This window comes from Mycobacterium colombiense, from assembly GCF_003284935.1.
Lineage (GTDB): Bacteria > Actinomycetota > Actinomycetes > Mycobacteriales > Mycobacteriaceae > Mycobacterium > Mycobacterium arosiense_A.
Genome location: NZ_QMEV01000018.1, coordinates 1 through 17,808, shown reverse-complemented (window position 1 = coordinate 17,808; position 17,808 = coordinate 1). Strand labels below are relative to the sequence as shown.

The window sequence follows — 17,808 nt, the reverse complement described above, 5'->3', positions numbered from 1 at the left end:
GGCACCCCCGCGTCGGCAAGCGGGCGACATCCCGGCCGAGCGTCAGACGCCCTGCCCGCGCCGCCACAGCACCCATACCGGCGGCACGACCCCGAGGACCAGCAGCAACAGGGCCCCGTAGGCCATCAGGCCGCGGCCGCCCAGGATGACGTCGTCGGCCGGGCCGCCCATGCTGATCACCGCCACGGTCAACAGCCACGTCCACAACGGCAACGCCGCCAACCGCGGCGCGCGCGTCCAGCGGCCGGCGGCCCACACCAGGGCGGCGTTGACCAGTCCCGAAATCAGTCCGCTGATGGGAAACGGAACCGTCCCGATATACAGAGGCAGCAACAGAGCTCCGGCAAGTGCGGAGAGCACCCCGTCGACCGCCAAAAGGGCCAACACGACGAAACGGATCGCGGGGTCGGTCGCGTCGGCGTCGTCAACGGACGCGACGCGTGGCTTGGTTTCGGTCAGGTCGGGACGCTGTCGAGGTTGGACATGATGGAGCCGATAACCCACTGCAGGCTGTCCAGCCGGTCCTGCCAGTGTTGCTGATTAGGGTCCAGGTCGGGGTCCATGCGAATTCCTTCCGTGGCTGCCTGATTGGCAGCCTACCGGGTCGGGGCCGATGGAAAACCAAGCCCTGCGAGCAGGTCCGTTTCCCAGCCCCGCTCGTCGCGCTCCCCCGCCGCGCCGCCGGCCAGGACGTAGTGCTCTTGCCCCAGAATCGGTATGGCGGCGTTGTTGGACAGCGCGCAGGCGCGCCCGGTCGGCCCGACCACCACCTGCGTGGCGTGCGCGGCGAGGGCCGCCCGCTTGGCGGCCACGGCCTGCGGGGCGGTGTCGACGACGGCGTCGATGTCCTCGTCGGCGTAGCCGAAGGTGAACTCTTCCTTCGGCGGGATCGACCATTCGGGCCGCAGATCCGCGGGCGTCAGCGCGTCCATGGCCGCCTCGAAGGCGCTCGTCGCGAAGACCGACCAGTAGAACTTCGGCACGACCCAGGGCTCGCCGGCAAAGCCGGCCCCGGCACCCGCCGCCTCGATCGCGGCCACCGTCACCCGGTGCGCGTGGACGTGATCGGGATGGCCGTAGCCGCCGCCCGGATCGTAGGTCACCACGACGTGCGGGCGCTGCCGGCGAATGACGGCCACCAGGGCGCCCACGGTGTCGCGTTCGTCGGCGTCGATGAAGCGTTGCCGGTGTCGCCTCGGCGTGCCGCGCATGCCCGAATCGCGCCACCGGCCGGCGCCGCCGAGATAGTGGGGTTCGCCCACGCCCAGCGCGTGCAGCGCCGCGGTCAATTCGCCGATCCGGTAGCCGCCGAGTTGGTCGGCGCGATCGACGGCGAGTTCGGCCCAGCGATCGCCGATCACCTCGCCCTCCTCGCCCAGCGTGCAGGTGATCACGCGGACATCCGCCCCGCGGGCGGCGTAATGGGCGATGGTGGCGCCGGTGCCGAGGCTTTCGTCGTCGGGGTGCGCGTGGACGAACAGCAGCCGCGGCGTCTCAGGCATGGACGGCACCCTACCGGCAGCCGCGGCGGCTTCGGCAGCCCGGCGGCTACCCACCGGTACGCGGCAGATAGGAACGCGCACGGCTACTATCAAGGGGTGCCTCAGCTCACGGACGCAGACCACACCGGCAGCCGAAGCCGCCGGCGCGGTGAGGTCCTCGAACGCGCCCTCTACGAGGCCACCCTGGCCGAGCTGACCGAGGTCGGTTACGGCGGCCTGACCATGGAGGGCATCGCGGCGCGCGCCCATACCGGCAAGGCCGCCCTGTACCGGCGCTGGGACACCAAGTGCGAGCTGGTGCACGCCGCTCTGGTATTCGCGCTACCGCCGCTGCCCGAGCTGCGTTCCGGGCGTTCGGCCCGCGAAAATCTGCTCGCGATGTTCACCGCGCAGCGCGACCTGCTGGCGGGAAAGACCGGCTTTCCGGGTCTGGACGTCATCCATCAGCTGTTGCACGAGCCCGAGATGCGGGCCATCTTCGCCGACGCGGTGGTGCGGCCGCGCATGAAGATCGTGGAATCGATCCTGCAGGCCGCCATCGACGACGGTGACCTCGACCCGACGACGGTCACCCCCCTCACCGCCCGCATCGGGTCGGCCCTGATCAACCAGCACTTCCTGCTGAACGGATCGCCGCCGAACCGGCGCGAGCTGGCGCTCATCGTCGACACCGTGATACCGCCGCGCGCGGCGCGTCCCGCCGACTGACGGCCCCGGCGCTACGGCCCGGTCTTGATCCATTGGCCGGCGTCGCCGACGATGCCGACCGGTACCGCACCGGAGAGGCTGACGTTCTGCACGCTCGGGCCGGCCCCGACGATCGTCGTGTCCTGCAGGATCGGCAGCACGGTGGACATGTTCCACAGGCGCGGTTCCACGGCGGTGATCACGTCGTTGATGTTCTTGGTGCCGTTGAGGGCGGCGTCGATGTTCGACTGGATGCTGCGATCGCAAATCCCGGTGAGGTTCGACGGCGCCTGCACGAGGGCGTTGGGGTCGGCCGGGCGGCTGGGCGGCGGCGTGGTCGTCGGTGTCGTCGACTTGGCGGGCGGCCCAGTGGACGGCGTGGGACCGGCAGGGGCCGACGGCGCGGGCGCCGGGCCGTTGGAGATCGGGACCTGCGTCGATTCCAGTGCGGGACAACCGTATCGGGAGGCGAGCCGGGTCGCCAGGTTGCCGCCCGCCTGATGCCACCCGACGATCGCGTCCACCCGGTTGTCGTTCAGTGCGTCGTGATAGAGGGTGACCGGGTCCAGCGCCAGCACGGTCGCGGCGATGCCGACGTTGCGCAACCGGTCGGCGGCGGTGTTGGCCACCGCGACCGAGGTCGGGTCGTTCGCCGCGACCCCGATCACCAGTGAAAGCTGTTGGCCGTCTTTGCTGATCCGGCCGCGGATGACCTCGGGCGGCCCGGTGTTCGGCGGGGCCGGCGCGGGTGGGGCCGCTGAAGCCGAAGTGTTGGGTTCGACCTTGTAACCGGCCGCCTCCAGCAGCGCCAGCGCCGCCGGAGTCGTCATCGCAGGCGGGGCGGTCGGCTCGTAGCCCGGGTCGCTCGGCGCGCGGATCTGGGCCTGGTCCAGGGTGACGGTGTTGTCGCTGCCCGCGCCCACGGCCGCGAGCAGGTCGACGTCGAGCAGCCCCAGGATCGCCTTACGGACTTGCGTGTCAGCCAGTTTGGGCTCGGTGGCCCGCAGCGTGAGCTGCATGACCCGCGGCGTCACGATCCGCGCGGTGCGGACGTCGGGAATGGCGGACAGCTGCGCGAACGCCGCCGAGCCGCCATGCACCTGCGCCACCTGGGTGTCGCCGTTGCGCACCGAATCGGCCAGCGCGGCCGGCGCACCGGCGCGGCGGAACAGGATGAGCGCGGGTTTGGCCGGCGGCCCCCAGTACCGGTCGTTGCGGGCCACCAGGATCTCGTCGCGCTGCGGGTCGATGCTTTCCACCCGGAACTGGCCGCCCGTGACCGGAAGCGTGCGGGCCAGGCCCGCGGCGAAACCGCCGGGCACGTCCTTGACGATGTGCGCCGGAAGGATGTTGGCGAACAACTCCTTCCACGCCGGATACGGTTCGGCGAAGGTGACCACCGCCTGCTTGCCGCCCTCCAAGGACTGCACGCCGGTGATGAGGTCGTACCCGGCCGGGTCGACGACGCCGGGCTGGCTGACCATCTGGTGCCATAGGTACCAGAAGTCGTCGGCGGCGATCGGCGCGTTGTCGGTCCACTGCGCCTCCGGTCGGATCTTGTAGGTCACCGTGAACGGGTTCTGGCTGGTCACCTCGGCCGACACCAGCAGGGTCGGGTCCATCTCCCAGCGGGAACCGGTCGGCGTGTTGGGGTCGGGCACCGGCCGGAAGGCGCTCGGCAGCACCAGCGCGCTGATCGCCGCGTTCACCGGGGACAGGTCGGAGAGCAGGTGCGGGTTGAAGCCGGCCCCGATCGAGTCGATGCCCATGATGATCTCGCTGACCCGGGGCGGCGGCGGCACGGAGTTGTGCGGCGTGTCGGTGCTCTGCGGCGCCGGTGGCGGGTTGACCGTACAGGCCGAGAGCACGAGTCCGACCAGGAAGATCAGTCCGCCCAGCACCATGAACCAACGGCGGACACGTCTCGGCACGCTGATCAGGGTATCGAGCAGCCGCCCAGCGGCCCGTCCGACCACCAGGTGTTAACCCCGGGCCTTGGCGCGCGACCGGCTGCGGGCCCGGGAGGTGGCGTCCAGCTCGACCTTGCGCACCCGCACGATCTCCGGGGTCACCTCCACGCATTCGTCTTGCGCGCAGAATTCCATGGCCTGCTCGAGATCGAGTTCGAGCGGCCTGGCCAACGTTTCGATGACATCTGCGGTCGACGACCGCATGTTGGTCAGCTTCTTCTCGCGGGTGACGTTGATGTCGAGATCCTCTGCGCGCGGGTTGATCCCGACGACCATGCCCTCGTAGGTGTCCTGGCCGGGCTCGACGAAGAACTGGCCCCGGTCGGCGAGCTGGATCATGGCGAAGGGGGTGATGGTGCCCGCGCGGTCGGACACCAGCGACCCGGTGTGGCGGGCGCGGATCTCCCCGGCCCACGGCCGGTAGCCGTCGAACACCGCGTTGGCGATGCCGGTGCCGCGGGTCAGCGTGAGGAAGTCGGTGCGGAAGCCGATCAGGCCGCGGCTGGGCACGATGAAGTCCATCCGGACCCACCCGGCGGCGTGGTTGGTCATCTCTTCCATGCGTCCCTTGCGGGCGGCCATCAGCTGGGTGATGGCGCCGACGAATTCCTCGGGGCAGTCGATGGTCATCGCCTCGAAGGGCTCGTGCAGCTTGCCGTCGATCGTTTGGGTGACGACCTGCGGCTTGCCCACCGTGAGCTCGAAACCCTCGCGGCGCATCTGTTCGACAAGGACCGCCAGCGCGAGCTCGCCGCGGCCCTGCACCTCCCAGGCGTCGGGCCGGTCGATGTCGACGACCTTGATGGAGACGTTGCCCACGAGTTCGGCGTCCAGGCGCGACTTCACCATGCGAGCGGTCAGCTTGTGCCCCTTCACCTTGCCCGCCAACGGCGAGGTGTTGGTGCCGATGGTCACCGAGATGGCGGGCTCGTCGACGGTAATGCGCGGCAACGCGTGCGCGTGGTCCGGATCGGCCAGCGTGTCGCCGATCATGATCTCGGGAATGCCCGCGACGGCGACGATGTCCCCGGCGACGGCCTCGTCGGTCGAGGAACGCTCGACGCCCTCGGTCACCAGCAGTTCGGTGATCTTCGCGTTGGTGATGACGGGGTGGCCGTCCACCTCGCGCATCCAGGCCACCTGCTGGCCCTTGCGGATACGGCCCTTGTAGATGCGGATCAGCGCGAGCCGGCCCAGGAACGCCGACGCGTCCAGGTTGGTGACCAGCGCCTGCAGCGGGGCCTCGGGATCACCCTGCGGCGGCGGGATGTGCTCGAGCAGGACGTCGAACAGCGGATCGAGGTTGTCGCCCTCGGGGTTCTCGCCATTGGCCGGTTCCGTCGTGCTGGCGATGCCGGCCCGTCCCGAGGCGTACAGCGTGGGCAGGTCCAGGGCGGCCTCGGCGGCCTTCTGCGCGTCCTCGTCGAGGTCGGAGGCGACGTCGAGCAGCAGGTCGTGGCTTTCGGAGACGACCTCGGAGATCCGGGCGTCCGGCCGGTCCGTCTTGTTGACGACCAGGATCACCGGAAGGTGGGCGGCCAGGGCCTTGCGCAGCACGAACCGGGTCTGCGGCAGCGGCCCCTCCGAGGCGTCGACCAGCAGCAGCACCCCGTCCACCATCGACAGGCCGCGCTCCACCTCGCCGCCGAAGTCGGCGTGGCCCGGGGTGTCGATGACGTTGATGACGGTCGTCGTTCCATCCGGATTCTTGCGATGCACGGCCGTGTTCTTGGCCAGGATCGTGATGCCTTTTTCCTTCTCCAGGTCCCCGGAGTCCATCAGGCGTTCGACCGCGTCGTCGCCCCGGTGGTGCAGCGCGCCCGACTGCCGCAGCATCGCGTCGACCAGGGTGGTCTTCCCGTGGTCGACGTGGGCGACGATGGCGACGTTGCGAAATAGCACGTCGGTGATTGTGGCAGCGGGGGCCCCGGATAGCGAACCGGCTGGTGACCGGGCGCCCTTTACCAGCCCCGCCGGCGCGGCGCCGTGCCGACGAGCTGACCCTTACCCGCCGCCTCGCGGCTGCGGTAGACGATGTACGGCCGGAACAGGTAGACGACCGGCGCGCTGAACGCATGCACCAGCCGGGTGAACGGCCACAGCGTGAACAGCACCATGCCGATCAGGGCGTGCAGCTGGTAGTCCAGCGGGGCGTTGATCATCACCTCGCCGTGCGGCTGGAATATCCAGATCCGGCGGAACCACAAGCCCACCGTGTAGCGGTAGTGGAACTCCCCGCCGTGCGGGCCTGTGCCGATCAGGTCGCAGTACAGGCCCACCACGATCGCCAGCACCAGCACCACATACATCACCTTGTCGCTGCGGCTGGTGGCCACGGACACCGCGGGGCGGGTGAACCGCCGGTAGATCAGCAACCCGATGCCGACCAGCGTAGCGATGCCGGCCACCGACCCGGCGATGACCGCCTGCAGGTGGTAGAAGTGGTCGCTCATCTTCAGCATGTGGGTCACCCGGGGCGGAACAAACAGCCCCATCACGTGTCCGGCGAAGACCGCCAGGATGCCGAAATGGAAGATGGGGCTGGCGATGCTCAGCAGTCGCGACTCGTAGATCTGCGACGACCGCGAGGTCCAACCGAACTTGTCGTAGCGGTAGCGCCACCAGGTGCCCACGATCAGCACCGACAGCGTGACGTAGGGCGCGATGTCCCAGAACAGGACGTTGCTAAACACTTGGCGATCCTTTGCGGGGTGGCACGGTCAAGGTAAACGGTTGCAGTCCAACGGCTTCCGCCGGCGGGCCGGCTTGCGCCAGCCGCTCGGCCCGGCGCACTTCCTGATCGGTCGCGTCCGGCAGGGTCTCGCAGACCGCCGCCACCGTCGGTTCGTAGGGTGACTTCGCGTCGGCCAGGGCGCCGCGCAGCACGTCGATCGGCACCCGATGCTGGTTCAGCAGTCGCCGCCCGGCGTCGGGGTCGACGGTGGCGGCGAATTCGAGCACCACGGCCAGATGATCGGGCGCCTCACCGCCCGGCGGTTGCACCCCCGCCTCCCGGTAGGCGGTGGCGAACGCCAGCATCTCCCGGCCCCGGTTGCGGGTGTCGCCCGCGGTCCAGTAGGTCAGGTACATGGTGGCGCGCCGCCGCATGTCGAACGTCGCGACGTAGTCCATCGCCGCGGTCATCGGCTCGGTCGCACGCAGCGCCGCGACCGTCTGCCCCAGCAGCGCCGCCGGCGCACCGCTGACATGCCCCAACAGCTCCTCGACGGCGTCCAGGCGCCCGGCCAACCCGTCGTCCGGGTAGGCCAGCAGCAGCGACGCCGCCTGCCACACCAGGCGATCCTGCATCGCCCGGGTGGTGGACCGCTCGCGCAGCGCCGACAGCAGCTTCATCGCTGCCGCCCCTCGGGAAACATGCCGGCGGGCACCTGGCCGCCGTCCCAATTCAGCAGGTTCACCCGGCCCGACCGCCGCGCGTTGGCGGGATCGTCACCGCGCTGCTTGAGGGTGTGGAAGGTCTCGACGGACACCGGCACCGGATCCGACTCGTACATGCCCGGCCCGCCGTCTCCGGTCAACGAGCAGCCCGCCATCTCCTCCAGGTCGCGGGCCTGCGGTGCGAAGGCCGTCGGAATGACATAGCGCTCTTCGTATTTCGCGATGGCCAGCAGCCGGTACATCTCGTAGATCTCTTCTTCGGTCAGGCCGACCGAATGCGGGATGTGCGGCTGGGTTTCCCGGCCGAGGTTGATGTCGCGCATGTAGGAGCGCATCGCCGCCAGCCGGCGCAACACGCCCTCGACCACGGCGGTATCGCCGGCGGTGAACAGTTCGGCCAGGTACTGCATCGGGATCCGCAGCGCATCCAGCGCACCGAACAGGTTGCCGAGGTCCTCACCGTCGTGCCCGTCGCGGCTGACCGCGTCGACCACCGGCGAGAGCGGCGGGATGTACCAGACCATCGGCATGGTCCGGTATTCCGGGTGCAGCGGCAGCGCCACCTTGTAGGTGTGGATCAGCGCGTAGACCGGCGAACGCTGGGCCGCCTCGATCCACTCGTCCGGTATCCCCTCCGCCCGCGCACCGGCGATGACGTCGGGATCGTTGGGGTCGAGCAGGATCTCGCACTGCGCCGGATAGAGATCGGTCTCCTTTTCCACCGACGCCGCTTCCAACACCCGGTCGACGTCATAGAGGACCACACCCAGGTAGCGCAGCCGGCCCACACAGGTCTCCGAACAGATGGTCGGCAGGCCGACCTCCATCCGCGGATAACACAGCGTGCACTTCTCGGCCTTGCCCGTCTTGTGGTTGAAATACACCTTCTTGTAAGGACATCCGGACACACACATCCGCCAGCCGCGACACCGGTCCTGGTCAACCAGCACGATGCCGTCCTCGCTGCGCTTGTACATCGCGCCCGACGGGCACGACGCCACGCAGGACGGATTGAGGCAGTGCTCGCAGATCCGGGGCAGGTAGAACATGAAGGTCTCTTCCAGCGAGAGCTTGACCTCCTCGCTGACCTTCTTCAGAATCGGGTCCCCAGCCAGGATCTCCGGCGACCCGGCCAGGTTGTCGTCCCAGTTCGGCCCCCACGAAACCTTCATCGGCTCACCGCTGATCAGGCTTCGGGGCGCGGCCGTCGGGAAGGTGTCACCCGCCGGGGCGGTGGTCAGGTTTTCGTAGTCGTAGGTCCAGGGCTCGTAGTAGTCGCCGATGACGGGCAGCTTCGGATTGGCGAAGATGCGCAGCAGCTTTTGCAGCCGGCCCCCGTCGCGAAGCCGCAGGCGGCCCCTCTTGTCGCGAATCCACCCGCCGCGCCAGCGCTCCTGGTCCTCATAGGTGCGCGGATAGCCTTGTCCGGGACGGGTTTCGACGTTGTTGAACCACACGTACTCCGTACCGGGTCGGTTGGTCCACGCCTGCTTACAGGTCACCGAGCAGGTGTGACAGCCGATGCATTTGTCGAGGTTCATCACCATCGCCAACTGGGCCATGACCTTCATGTCAGTACACCACCTCTTGGCTACGACGACGGACGATCGTCACCTCGTCGCGCTGGTTGCCGGTCGGACCCAGGTAGTTGAACGCGAACGCGTGCTGTCCGTAGCCGCCGGCCAGGTGGCTGGGCTTGATGCGGACCCGGGTCAGCGCGTTGTGGTTCCCGCCGCGCTTGTTGTTGGTCTCCGAGCGCGGGGTATCCACCGTGCGCTCCTGGACGTGGTAGACGTAGACCACGCCGTCGGGCATCCGGTGCGAGACGATCGCCCGGCACACGTAGATGCCGTTGACGTTTACCGCCTCGACCCAATCATTGTCGCGCACATTGATTTTCGCCGCATCGCCCGGGCTCATCCACATCGTCGGGCCACCGCGGGACAACGACAGCATGTACAGGTTGTCCTGATACGTGGAGTGGAACGACCACTTCGAATGCGGGGTCAGGTAGCGCACGGTGAGGCCGATGCCGTCCTCGGTAGCGCCGAGCGTGGGTGCGCCGAACAGCCGCGCCATGTCCAGCGGCGGGCGGAACACCGGCAGGTGCTCGCCGAGTTCCTCGACCCAGTCGTGGGCCAGATAGAAGTGCATCCGCCCTGTCAGGGTGTGGAACGGCTTGAGGTTTTCGATGTTGATGGTGAAGGGCGCGTAGCGACGGCCACCAGTTTCGCTGCCCGACCACTCCGGGCTGGTGACCACGGGGACGGGCCGGGCCTGGGTATCGGCGTAGCTGATGCGCTTGTCCTCGCTGCCCTCGGCCAGATGCACCAGCCGCTGACCGGTGCGCTTCTCCAGTTCGTGGAAGCCCTCGACCGCCAGCCGTCCGTTGGTGGTGCCGGACAGCAGCAGCAGCACGTCGGCCATCCGCGACGCGGTGGTGACGGCCGGACGCCCCGCCGCCACACCGGAATTCAGCACACCGAACTTGGCGGCCAGCTCCTCGACCTCACGGAAGGGGTGCACCGTGACGCCCTTGGTGGTCAAACCGAACTTGTCGACCAGCGGCCCCAGGGTCAGCCACTTGTCGTAGATGGCGCCGTAGTCGCGCTCCACCACGGTGAGCTTGCCCATCGTGCGGCCGGGCACCGGCATCGCACCGGACTGCAGCCAATCCTGTTCGGTGCCATCGGGATAGGCCATCGCATCCGGGGTGTCGTGCTGCAGCGCGGTGAGCACCACGTCGGTGCGGGTGCCCAGATGGTCCTTGGCCATGGCGCTGAAGGCACGGGCGATCGCACCGAAAGCGTCGAAGTCCGAACGGGTTTCCCACGGCGGATCGGTCGCCGCGCTGAACGCATGCACGTAGGGGTGCATGTCCGTGCTGGAGATGTCGGCCTTCTCGTACCAGGTGGCCGCCGGCAGCACGATGTCGGACACCAGCGTGGTCGAGGTCATCCGGAAATCGATCGACATCATCAGGTCGAGCTTGCCCTCGGGGATGTCGCCCTCACACGTCACGCCGGTGGGCCGCACCCCGTCCTCCGGGGGCAGCGCCGAGGCGTTGGAATCGGTACCCAGCAGATGACGCAGGAAGTATTCGCCGCCCTTGCCCGACGAGCCGATCAGGTTGGCGCGCCAAACGGTAAGCACCCGTGGCCAATTCACCGGGTTGTCGGGATCGGTCACGGCGAGCTTGAGCTTGCGCTGGCCCAGCTGTTCGGCGACGTAGTCGGCGACGTCGCGATCGGCGGCGCGCGCCTCGTCGGCGACGTCGAGGCTGGATCGGTCGAACTGGGGGTAATAGGGGCTCCACCCCATGGCCACCGAGGAGGCCAGCAGGTCCATGGTGTGCTTGCCCGCGAACCTGCCGCGGCCCACCGGGCTGGCCAGTTTGTCCGCGCCGTATCCGTCGTAGCGCCACTGGTCGGTGTGTGCGTACCAGTAGGAGGCGCCGGGCACCTGCCGCGGCGGGCGCACCCAGTCGGTCGCCATCGCCATCGTCTGGAATCCGGTGAGCGGGCGCACCTTTTCCTGGCCGACGTAGTGGGCCCAGCCGCCGCCGTTGCGGCCCATCGACCCGGTCAGCATCAGCAGCGCCAGTACCGCACGGTAGATCGCGTCGCTGTGGAACCAGTGGCAGATACCGCCGCCCATGATGATCATGGAGCGGCCGCCGGATTCCTCGGCGCTGTGCGCGAATTCCCTTGCCACCCTGATGGCCTGGGCCGCCGACACGCCGGTGATCGCTTCCTGCCAGGCCGGGGTGTTCTGCTGGGTGGCGTCGTCATAGCCGGTGGGCCATTCGCCGGGCAGGCCGGGGCGTGCCACACCGTATTGGGCGAGCATCAGGTCGAAGACGGTGCACACCACGTGCTTGCCGATCCGGCGCACCGGGACGCCGCGCGCCACGGTGGTGCCCTCGCCGTCGACCGTGTCGAAGCTGGGCAGGTGAACCAGCGCGGTCTCGGCGTCACCGTTGCAGCCCTGCGCGTCTCGCACGCTGAGCGCGGGCGTCAGGTCACCGAGATCGAGGTTCCACTTCCCCACACCCGACTCGCCGTACCGGAATCCCAGCGAGCCGTGCGGCACCACCACCGAATCGGTGATCTGGTCCAGCACAGCGGGTTTGAGCGAGGCGTTCTCGACGGCCTCCCCCAGATCCGCCGCCGTGAGGTTCTTTCCTGGCACCAGCATGTCGCCGCGTTCTTCGAGCTTGATCAGGAAGGGCAGGTCGGTGTAGCGGCGGGAATAGTCGGTGAAGAACGGAACCTGCTTTTGCACATAGCATTCCGAGAGGATCACGTGGCCCATCGCCATGGCCAGTGCACCGTCGGTGCCGGCGGCACACGGCATCCACTCGTCGGCGAACTTGGTGTTGTCGGCGTAGTCCGGGCTGACGGTCACCACCTTGGTGCCGCGGTAGCGCGCCTCGGCCATCCAGTGCGCATCGGGCGTGCGGGTGATGGGGACGTTGGAACCCCACATCATCAAATACGCTGCGTCCCACCAGTCCCCGGATTCGGGCACGTCGGTCTGGTCGCCGAAGACCTGCGGCGAGGCGACCGGCAGGTCGGCGTACCAGTCGTAGAACGACGTCATGGGGGCGCCAATCAGCTCGAAGAACCGCGAGCCCGCGGTGTAGGACACCATCGACATCGCCGGGATCGGGGAGAATCCGGCGACGCGATCCGGTCCATAGGTCTTGATGGTGTGGACGTGGGCGGCCGCGATCAGCTCGGTGGCCTCGGCCCAGGTGACCCGGACCAGACCGCCCTTGCCGCGCGCCCGCTGATAGCGACGACGCCGCTGCGGATCGGACTGGATGTCGGCCCAGGCCAGCACCGGGTCGCCGAGGCGCGCCTTGGCTTCCCGGTACATCTCGATCAGCACCCCGCGGGCGTAGGGGTAGCGCACCCGGGTGGGCGAGTAGCTGTACCACGAGAACGACGCGCCCCGGGGACAGCCGCGCGGCTCGTACTCGGGCCGGTCCGGGCCCACCGACGGGTAGTCGGTCTGCTGGGTCTCCCAGGTGATGATCCCGTCCTTGACGTAGATCTTCCATGAGCACGATCCGGTGCAGTTCACCCCGTGCGTCGAGCGCACCACCTTGTCGTGGCTCCACCGGTCCCGGTAGAACACGTCGGCTTCACGGCCGCCCTCCCGGGTGACCGTGCGCAGGTCGGCCGAGATCTCTCCGGGGGTGAAGAACCGCCCGCTGCGCTCCAGGAGCTCCTCGAGCACTCCGCCGATGTGAGGTGTGACAGTCAAGAAGTGGTCCTCCGATTCGGTAGCGTCGCGCCTCGTCGCCGGGCCCCGCGGTCGACCCGGCCTGCGTCGTGATGGGCAGTCAGCCCGCTGATCCGCCCGCCCGCACCAGCTCGGATCGGCTCAGCGCTCGGCATGTCTGGCCCGCGGGCTGGGCGGCGATACAGCACCAGCATAGGTCTGGGTCGAGGGTGAAACCGGCCTCCCCGCGCGCGGGCGATTGTTCGAAAAAGGCGTCATGAGCAGTCGTTTTTGCGCACCGGGAGACCCGCCGTCCCGGCACCGCGGCCGCGACGGCCTGGTCTGCACAAGCGTTCGGCTCGCTATCGGCACGCACATCCAGGGCAGCTTCGTGTGGCGTCGTTATTACACGTCATATTGTTGTCTTCAGTTCACTGCGAAGACCTGCAACGCGGCTGTACATAAGCTGCCGGAACTCTGTGTACTTGTTATGAGGTAGCTCCTAGAGAGCTTTGGCCAGGTCCGCCAACCAGCCCCGATCGGCCGGGACCCAGTCGAGATCGTGCAGCTCAGCGGCGGTTATCCAGCGCAACGCCCGATGGTCGCGGGCATCGGGTTCGCCCCGGACCAGGCGCACGCGGTAGGCGCGCAGCGTGAACCCGCCGTCCACCACGATGTCGCCGCCGAGCCGGCCACCCACCGCGACGTCGCCATCGCCAAGACCCAGCTCCTCGGCCAGCTCGCGGGCCAGCGCGTCGCGCTCCGTCTCATCGGGCGCGACCTTGCCGCCCGGCAGCTCCCACCGCCCGGCCAGCTCCGGCGGACGGACGCGCTGTGCCACCAAGACCTTGGCGTCGCGGATGAGGGCGCCGGCGACGACGATCTGGGTCGGCATGGCCAGTCACGGTATACGGCGCCCGTTGCGCAACACCACCGCTCGGCAACGCCTGGGCGCAACGCCGGTGGGATCCGGACGGCTGCGCGCCCCCGCCTGCGAGGGCGAACGTCTTCGCGCGCCGGAGCAAGGGCCGTGCAGCCGCACACTGCGAACTGCCGCCGAGACGGCTCCACCGGTCGATTTTGCTATCGAATTACCTTGGGACACAACGACTCTCTTACGGTTTAGGCGCCCCCGTGGAATACTCGACCCTAGTCGGTCACGACCACGACAGGCACTTCCAATGAGGGGAGTTGGCAATGATCACCGAACCCGCAAAATCGTTCACTCGGATCTTCCGGGGCTATGACCCGGCTCTGGTCGACCCCTACATCGAGGCGTTGCTCGCCAAGGAGAAGTTGCTCATCGACGAAGTCCTGAACCTCAGGAACCAGCGCGACGAATCCAGCAATGAAGCGGCCGGGCTTCGGATCGAGGTCGCCTGCCTGCGGGATGAGGTCGCCGCACTCTCGGACACGTCACCGACGCCCTATGCGATGCAGCATCGGATGGCGAAGCTGTTGCGGCGCGCGCTCGATGAGGTTTCCCGGATGCAGGCCGACGCACGCGCCGAGGCGGATGCCCTGATCGCGGATGCCGCGGCCGAGGCGGAGGCCGCGCGGCGAGAACACCGAGAGTTGTTGGAGCACATGGCCGCGCAGCGAAAAGCGCTCGAAGTCGAGTGTGAGGAAACCAGGAAAAAGCTCGACGCCGACCTCGCCGGGATGCGGGCCGAAGCCCAGTCATTGATCGATGCGGCCTGGCAGGACGCCCAGCACGAGCGTGAGCAGCTGCTCGCCGACGCAAAGCAGAAGGCTCACGAGTTCGATGAGCGAGCCCACCGGGCGATGGACGAGGCGAATCAGCAACGGATCATGATCCTGGAAGAACTGATGGGCGTGGCCCGCGACCTACAGGACGTTCCCGCCAGCCTGGAGTCCGCTTACCAGCAACGACAGAGCCTCCCGGACGCGGGCGTCGTCGTGGCCTTGGACCAGAAGAGTCAAGCACCGGGTAATCCCGCCGTAGCCTCGTAGGTGACCACCTTCGCGGGGAGGTCACGGCAAGGGCCGCCCGTCGATCACCCCGTTATCCGACAGGAGAGGACGAGTCCGGTATGGCCGTGTTAACGGATGAGCAAGTCGACGCCGCACTGCCCGAGCTGGACGGATGGGAGCGCGCCGACGGCGCCCTGCGCCGCTCGATCAAATTTCCGAGTTTTCTCGCCGGCATCGATGCCGTGCGCCGGGTGGGCGAGCACGCGGAGAGCAAAGACCACCATCCGGACATCGATATTCGTTGGCGGACAGTGACTTTCGCTCTCGTCACCCACTCCGAGGGTGGCATCACCCAAAACGATATCGACATGGCACGCGACATCAACGGGATCGTCGACAGCTAGTCCCTCGAGCCCTCGCCCCCGTCGGCGGTCGCGCCGGCGTGATGCTCGGCGCCGACGGCCACGCCGGGGTGACGCTCGGCGCGGTCCCCGCGGCCCGCGGGGCGAGTGGCCGCGATCCAGAGCAACGTCGCCACCGCCGCGACGATGTAGATCAACCCGGCCCAGGCCAGATACCACGGGCGGCCGATCTGCCAGATGGTCGGTTGGGCGAAGCTCAGCAACCACGGGACGCCGATCAGCGTGAGGGCCAGCCAGCCCCAGCCCACGAGGCGCGCTCCGCGTCGCTCGCGCACCGGCCCGTGGATCGCCCAGATCATCAGCGGTACCAGCCACACCCAGTGATGGGTCCAGGAAATCGGTGAGAGCAGCAGCCCGAACAGTTCCACCACCAAGAGCCTGCCCAGCCGATCGGCGGGGTCCAGGGCGCGCCAGGCCAGCACGGCCAGGACGGCGGTGACGGCAAGGGCGGCCACCAGCAGCGGGCCGAATCCGACGTCGTGGCCCAGAATCCGCGAAATGCCCCCGCGCCAGGACTGATTGAACGACGTCGCGATGGGGCCGACCCGGTGGGCGTCGCCCAGCAGGTCGGTGAAGTAGTAGCGCGTCTGATCGCCGACGACCAGGACCGAAATCCCAATGGTGGCAAGGAAAACGACCGCCGAGAACGCCGCGGCGCCCCAGCGCCGCGCGCCCGCCAGATAGACGCCGGAGATCGCGGGGGTCAACTTGATGCCCGCCGCGACGCCGACCAACAACCCCGACAGCCACCACCGCGTGCTGCACACCGCCCACAACACCGCGGTCATCAGCAACACGTTGACCTGCCCGTAGTCGAAGGTGCTGCGCAGCGGCTCGATCCAGATGGCCACCGCCGTCCACGACATCGCGACACGCCGGCCGGTGCCGCCGGCCGCCCCGCCGATCAGGCGTTGGCTGAGCCGGATCGCGCCGTACAGCGCGGCCATCGTGGCGATCTGCCACAGGAAGGCCACGAGGCCGAACGGCACCAGGTGCAGCGGGTAGAACACGACGGCCGCGAACGGCGGGTAGGTGAACGGCAGCGGGAAGTCCGGCGTCTGGTCGGCGTAGACGTAGCTGTACAGGCTGCCGGGATGGTCGATCGCGGCGGATCCGCCCAGGTACACGTGCAGGTCGACGAAGTTCGCGCCGTTGGGGGCCAGATAGGTCCAGGCCAGCCGCGCGGCGATGCTCGCGACGAGCAGCATCGGCGCGGCCGCCTGCAGCAGACTCGCCAACCGCCGGGTATTGGGCGCCGCCACTGCGGCCGAGGTGGTGTCTATCCGCCCGACTTTAGCGAGCGCGAGGCGCGGCACGGCGCCGTCGGTCCGCACATCAGCCCTAGGGCCGCACATTTCGCGCGTTCGGTCACCGGTCTCACTCGTATCAATAACGAGTTCATAAATGCCACACGTGTCACTTGAGTCCCATCTGCATCAAAGTAACTTCAGCCCCGAACCTGTAGTCGATCAATCAGGGAGAGTCATGCCAACCATCTGGACTTACATGCGTGCAGCCGCCGTCGTGGTCGGTTCGTCCGCAGCACTATTGACGGGCGGTATCGCCCATGCCGACCCCGTGCCGGCCCCGGCCATGCCGAACATTCCGCAGCAGCTGATCAGTTCGGCGGCCAACGCACCGCAAATCCTGCAGAACCTCGCGACCGCACTCGGCGCCACACCGCCGGCGGCTCCGGCCACTCCGGGCATCAGCTTCCCGGGTGTCCCGGCGGCCACCTCGCCGGCAACCCCGGCGGCTCCGGTGGCCGGTCTTCCGTCGATTCCCGGACTGACCGCGCCGACCAGCCCCGCCGCCCAGGTGCCTTCTCCGGCGGCCAACCCCTTCCTTCCGGGGCTGGCGCAGTCGGCGACGCCCGCCGCGCCGTCTTCGGCGACGGGTGGCATTCCCGGGATGATCCAGGGCCTGACGGGTGCGCAGCCTGCTGCCGCGGGTCCCGCCGCTCCGGCCGCTCCGTCGATCCCGGGCCTCCCCGCGATCCCGGGACTGTCGGCACCGGCGGCACCGGCCACTCCGGCCGCTCCGCAGCTGCCGCAGGCGCAGGTCAACATGCCGGCGATGCCGGCTGGCCTGCCGGTCAGTGTGCCTCCGAAAGTGATGCTCCCGCAGGACCTGCCGGCGCTCGCTTCGGGACAGGCTCCGGCCGCACCCGCGGCACCGGCGGCACCGGCGGCCAGCCCCGCCGGACCGGCAGCGCCGCTGCTGGCCGCCCTGCCCTGATCAGTTCCTAGACAGCTAAATCACCACTGAGAACCGGAGGACACCGTGGCAACCACTTGGAATCTGTCCAAAGGTTTGGCCGCTGTCGTCACGGCATCGGCTGTCGCGTTCGGGTTCTGCCCGAGCGCGGCAGCCGACCCGGCGGCGCCGCAGCCGATACCGCAACCGAATGCGGCCCCAGGGCTGCCGGGTCTGCCTGCCCTGTCGCAGCTGAGCCCCCTCATCCAACAAGCGGCCACCGACCCGCAGCAGGCGACACAGCTGCTGATGGCCGCAGCGCAAGCCTTCGCTCACAACCCGACCACGCCCAACGAGTCGAAAAACGTTGCGGCGGCGGTCAATCAGTTCGTCGCCGAGCCCAGCGCACCGGTGCAACATGTGCCCGCGGCCGGGGTGGAACCCGGTCTGCAGGCCCACCTGCCGGCC

At 68.6% G+C, this 17,808-nt stretch carries 14 protein-coding genes and 1 pseudogene; 5 read left to right on the top strand and 10 right to left on the bottom strand.

Annotation, left to right across the window (positions count from 1 at the left end; translation table 11 throughout):
- Nucleotides 1–42: 42 nt before the first annotated feature.
- Both DQP57_RS11145 and mshB read right to left on the bottom strand, forming a co-directional pair.
- Nucleotides 43–504 carry a hypothetical protein gene (locus DQP57_RS11145; RefSeq protein ID WP_112633033.1) on the bottom strand — a complete coding sequence of 154 codons (462 nt, stop codon included), beginning with the start codon at nucleotides 502–504 and terminating at the stop codon, nucleotides 43–45.
- Nucleotides 505–596: 92 nt separating this feature from the next.
- Nucleotides 597–1,502, bottom strand: a complete 906-nt coding sequence (gene mshB / locus DQP57_RS11140) for an N-acetyl-1-D-myo-inositol-2-amino-2-deoxy-alpha-D-glucopyranoside deacetylase (RefSeq protein ID WP_112633032.1) — start codon at nucleotides 1,500–1,502, stop codon at nucleotides 597–599.
- A gap of 96 nt (nucleotides 1,503–1,598) precedes the next feature.
- Between mshB and DQP57_RS11135 the strand changes: the two genes are divergently transcribed.
- A complete protein-coding gene (locus DQP57_RS11135) occupies nucleotides 1,599–2,210 on the top strand; it encodes a TetR/AcrR family transcriptional regulator (RefSeq protein ID WP_112633031.1) in 612 nt (203 codons plus the stop codon).
- Nucleotides 2,211–2,221: 11 nt separating this feature from the next.
- Here the strand turns inward: DQP57_RS11135 and DQP57_RS11130 are convergent, their stop codons facing one another.
- From DQP57_RS11130 to DQP57_RS11100, 7 genes are all read right to left on the bottom strand, one after another.
- Nucleotides 2,222–4,126, bottom strand: coding sequence for an ABC transporter family substrate-binding protein (locus DQP57_RS11130; RefSeq protein ID WP_165821802.1), 1,905 nt, complete (start codon nucleotides 4,124–4,126; stop codon nucleotides 2,222–2,224).
- A gap of 45 nt (nucleotides 4,127–4,171) precedes the next feature.
- Complete coding sequence (typA, locus tag DQP57_RS11125; protein ID WP_112633029.1) at nucleotides 4,172–6,061, bottom strand: translational GTPase TypA; 1,890 nt, start codon at nucleotides 6,059–6,061, stop codon at nucleotides 4,172–4,174.
- 59 nt (nucleotides 6,062–6,120) lie between these two features.
- On the bottom strand, nucleotides 6,121–6,852 hold the full coding sequence (gene narI / locus DQP57_RS11120) for a respiratory nitrate reductase subunit gamma (RefSeq protein WP_112633028.1): 732 nt from the start codon (nucleotides 6,850–6,852) through the stop codon (nucleotides 6,121–6,123).
- Nucleotides 6,845–7,513, bottom strand: coding sequence for a nitrate reductase molybdenum cofactor assembly chaperone (narJ, locus tag DQP57_RS11115; RefSeq protein WP_112633027.1), 669 nt, complete (start codon nucleotides 7,511–7,513; stop codon nucleotides 6,845–6,847). The genes narI and narJ overlap by 8 nt, the downstream gene beginning before the upstream one ends.
- Complete coding sequence (gene narH, locus DQP57_RS11110) at nucleotides 7,510–9,129, bottom strand: nitrate reductase subunit beta (RefSeq protein WP_112633026.1); 1,620 nt, start codon at nucleotides 9,127–9,129, stop codon at nucleotides 7,510–7,512. The genes narJ and narH overlap by 4 nt, the downstream gene beginning before the upstream one ends.
- 1 nt (nucleotide 9,130) lies before the next feature.
- Nucleotides 9,131–12,829 carry a nitrate reductase subunit alpha gene (locus tag DQP57_RS11105; RefSeq protein WP_112633025.1) on the bottom strand — a complete coding sequence of 1,233 codons (3,699 nt, stop codon included), beginning with the start codon at nucleotides 12,827–12,829 and terminating at the stop codon, nucleotides 9,131–9,133.
- A gap of 460 nt (nucleotides 12,830–13,289) precedes the next feature.
- A complete protein-coding gene (locus tag DQP57_RS11100; RefSeq protein ID WP_112633024.1) occupies nucleotides 13,290–13,682 on the bottom strand; it encodes a (deoxy)nucleoside triphosphate pyrophosphohydrolase in 393 nt (130 codons plus the stop codon).
- A 302-nt stretch (nucleotides 13,683–13,984) separates the two neighbouring features.
- On the opposite strand from DQP57_RS11100, the gene DQP57_RS11095 reads away from it, so the two are divergent.
- Nucleotides 13,985–14,761, top strand: coding sequence for a cell division protein DivIVA (locus DQP57_RS11095; protein ID WP_112633023.1), 777 nt, complete (start codon nucleotides 13,985–13,987; stop codon nucleotides 14,759–14,761).
- Nucleotides 14,762–14,841: 80 nt separating this feature from the next.
- Nucleotides 14,842–15,126, top strand: coding sequence for a 4a-hydroxytetrahydrobiopterin dehydratase (locus tag DQP57_RS11090; RefSeq protein WP_066868689.1), 285 nt, complete (start codon nucleotides 14,842–14,844; stop codon nucleotides 15,124–15,126).
- On the opposite strand, the gene DQP57_RS11085 is transcribed toward DQP57_RS11090, so the two are convergent.
- The gene (locus DQP57_RS11085) at nucleotides 15,123–16,499 is read right to left on the bottom strand and encodes a mannosyltransferase (protein WP_112633022.1); all 1,377 of its coding nucleotides are present in this window, start codon (nucleotides 16,497–16,499) and stop codon (nucleotides 15,123–15,125) included. The genes DQP57_RS11090 and DQP57_RS11085 overlap by 4 nt on opposite strands.
- A 130-nt stretch (nucleotides 16,500–16,629) precedes the next feature.
- Between DQP57_RS11085 and DQP57_RS11080 the strand changes: the two genes are divergently transcribed.
- Complete coding sequence (locus DQP57_RS11080) at nucleotides 16,630–17,382, top strand: hypothetical protein (RefSeq protein WP_205869095.1); 753 nt, start codon at nucleotides 16,630–16,632, stop codon at nucleotides 17,380–17,382.
- Between the two features lie 45 nt (nucleotides 17,383–17,427).
- Nucleotides 17,428–17,808 (top strand): annotated as a pseudogene (locus DQP57_RS11075) (hypothetical protein); the annotation flags it as partial.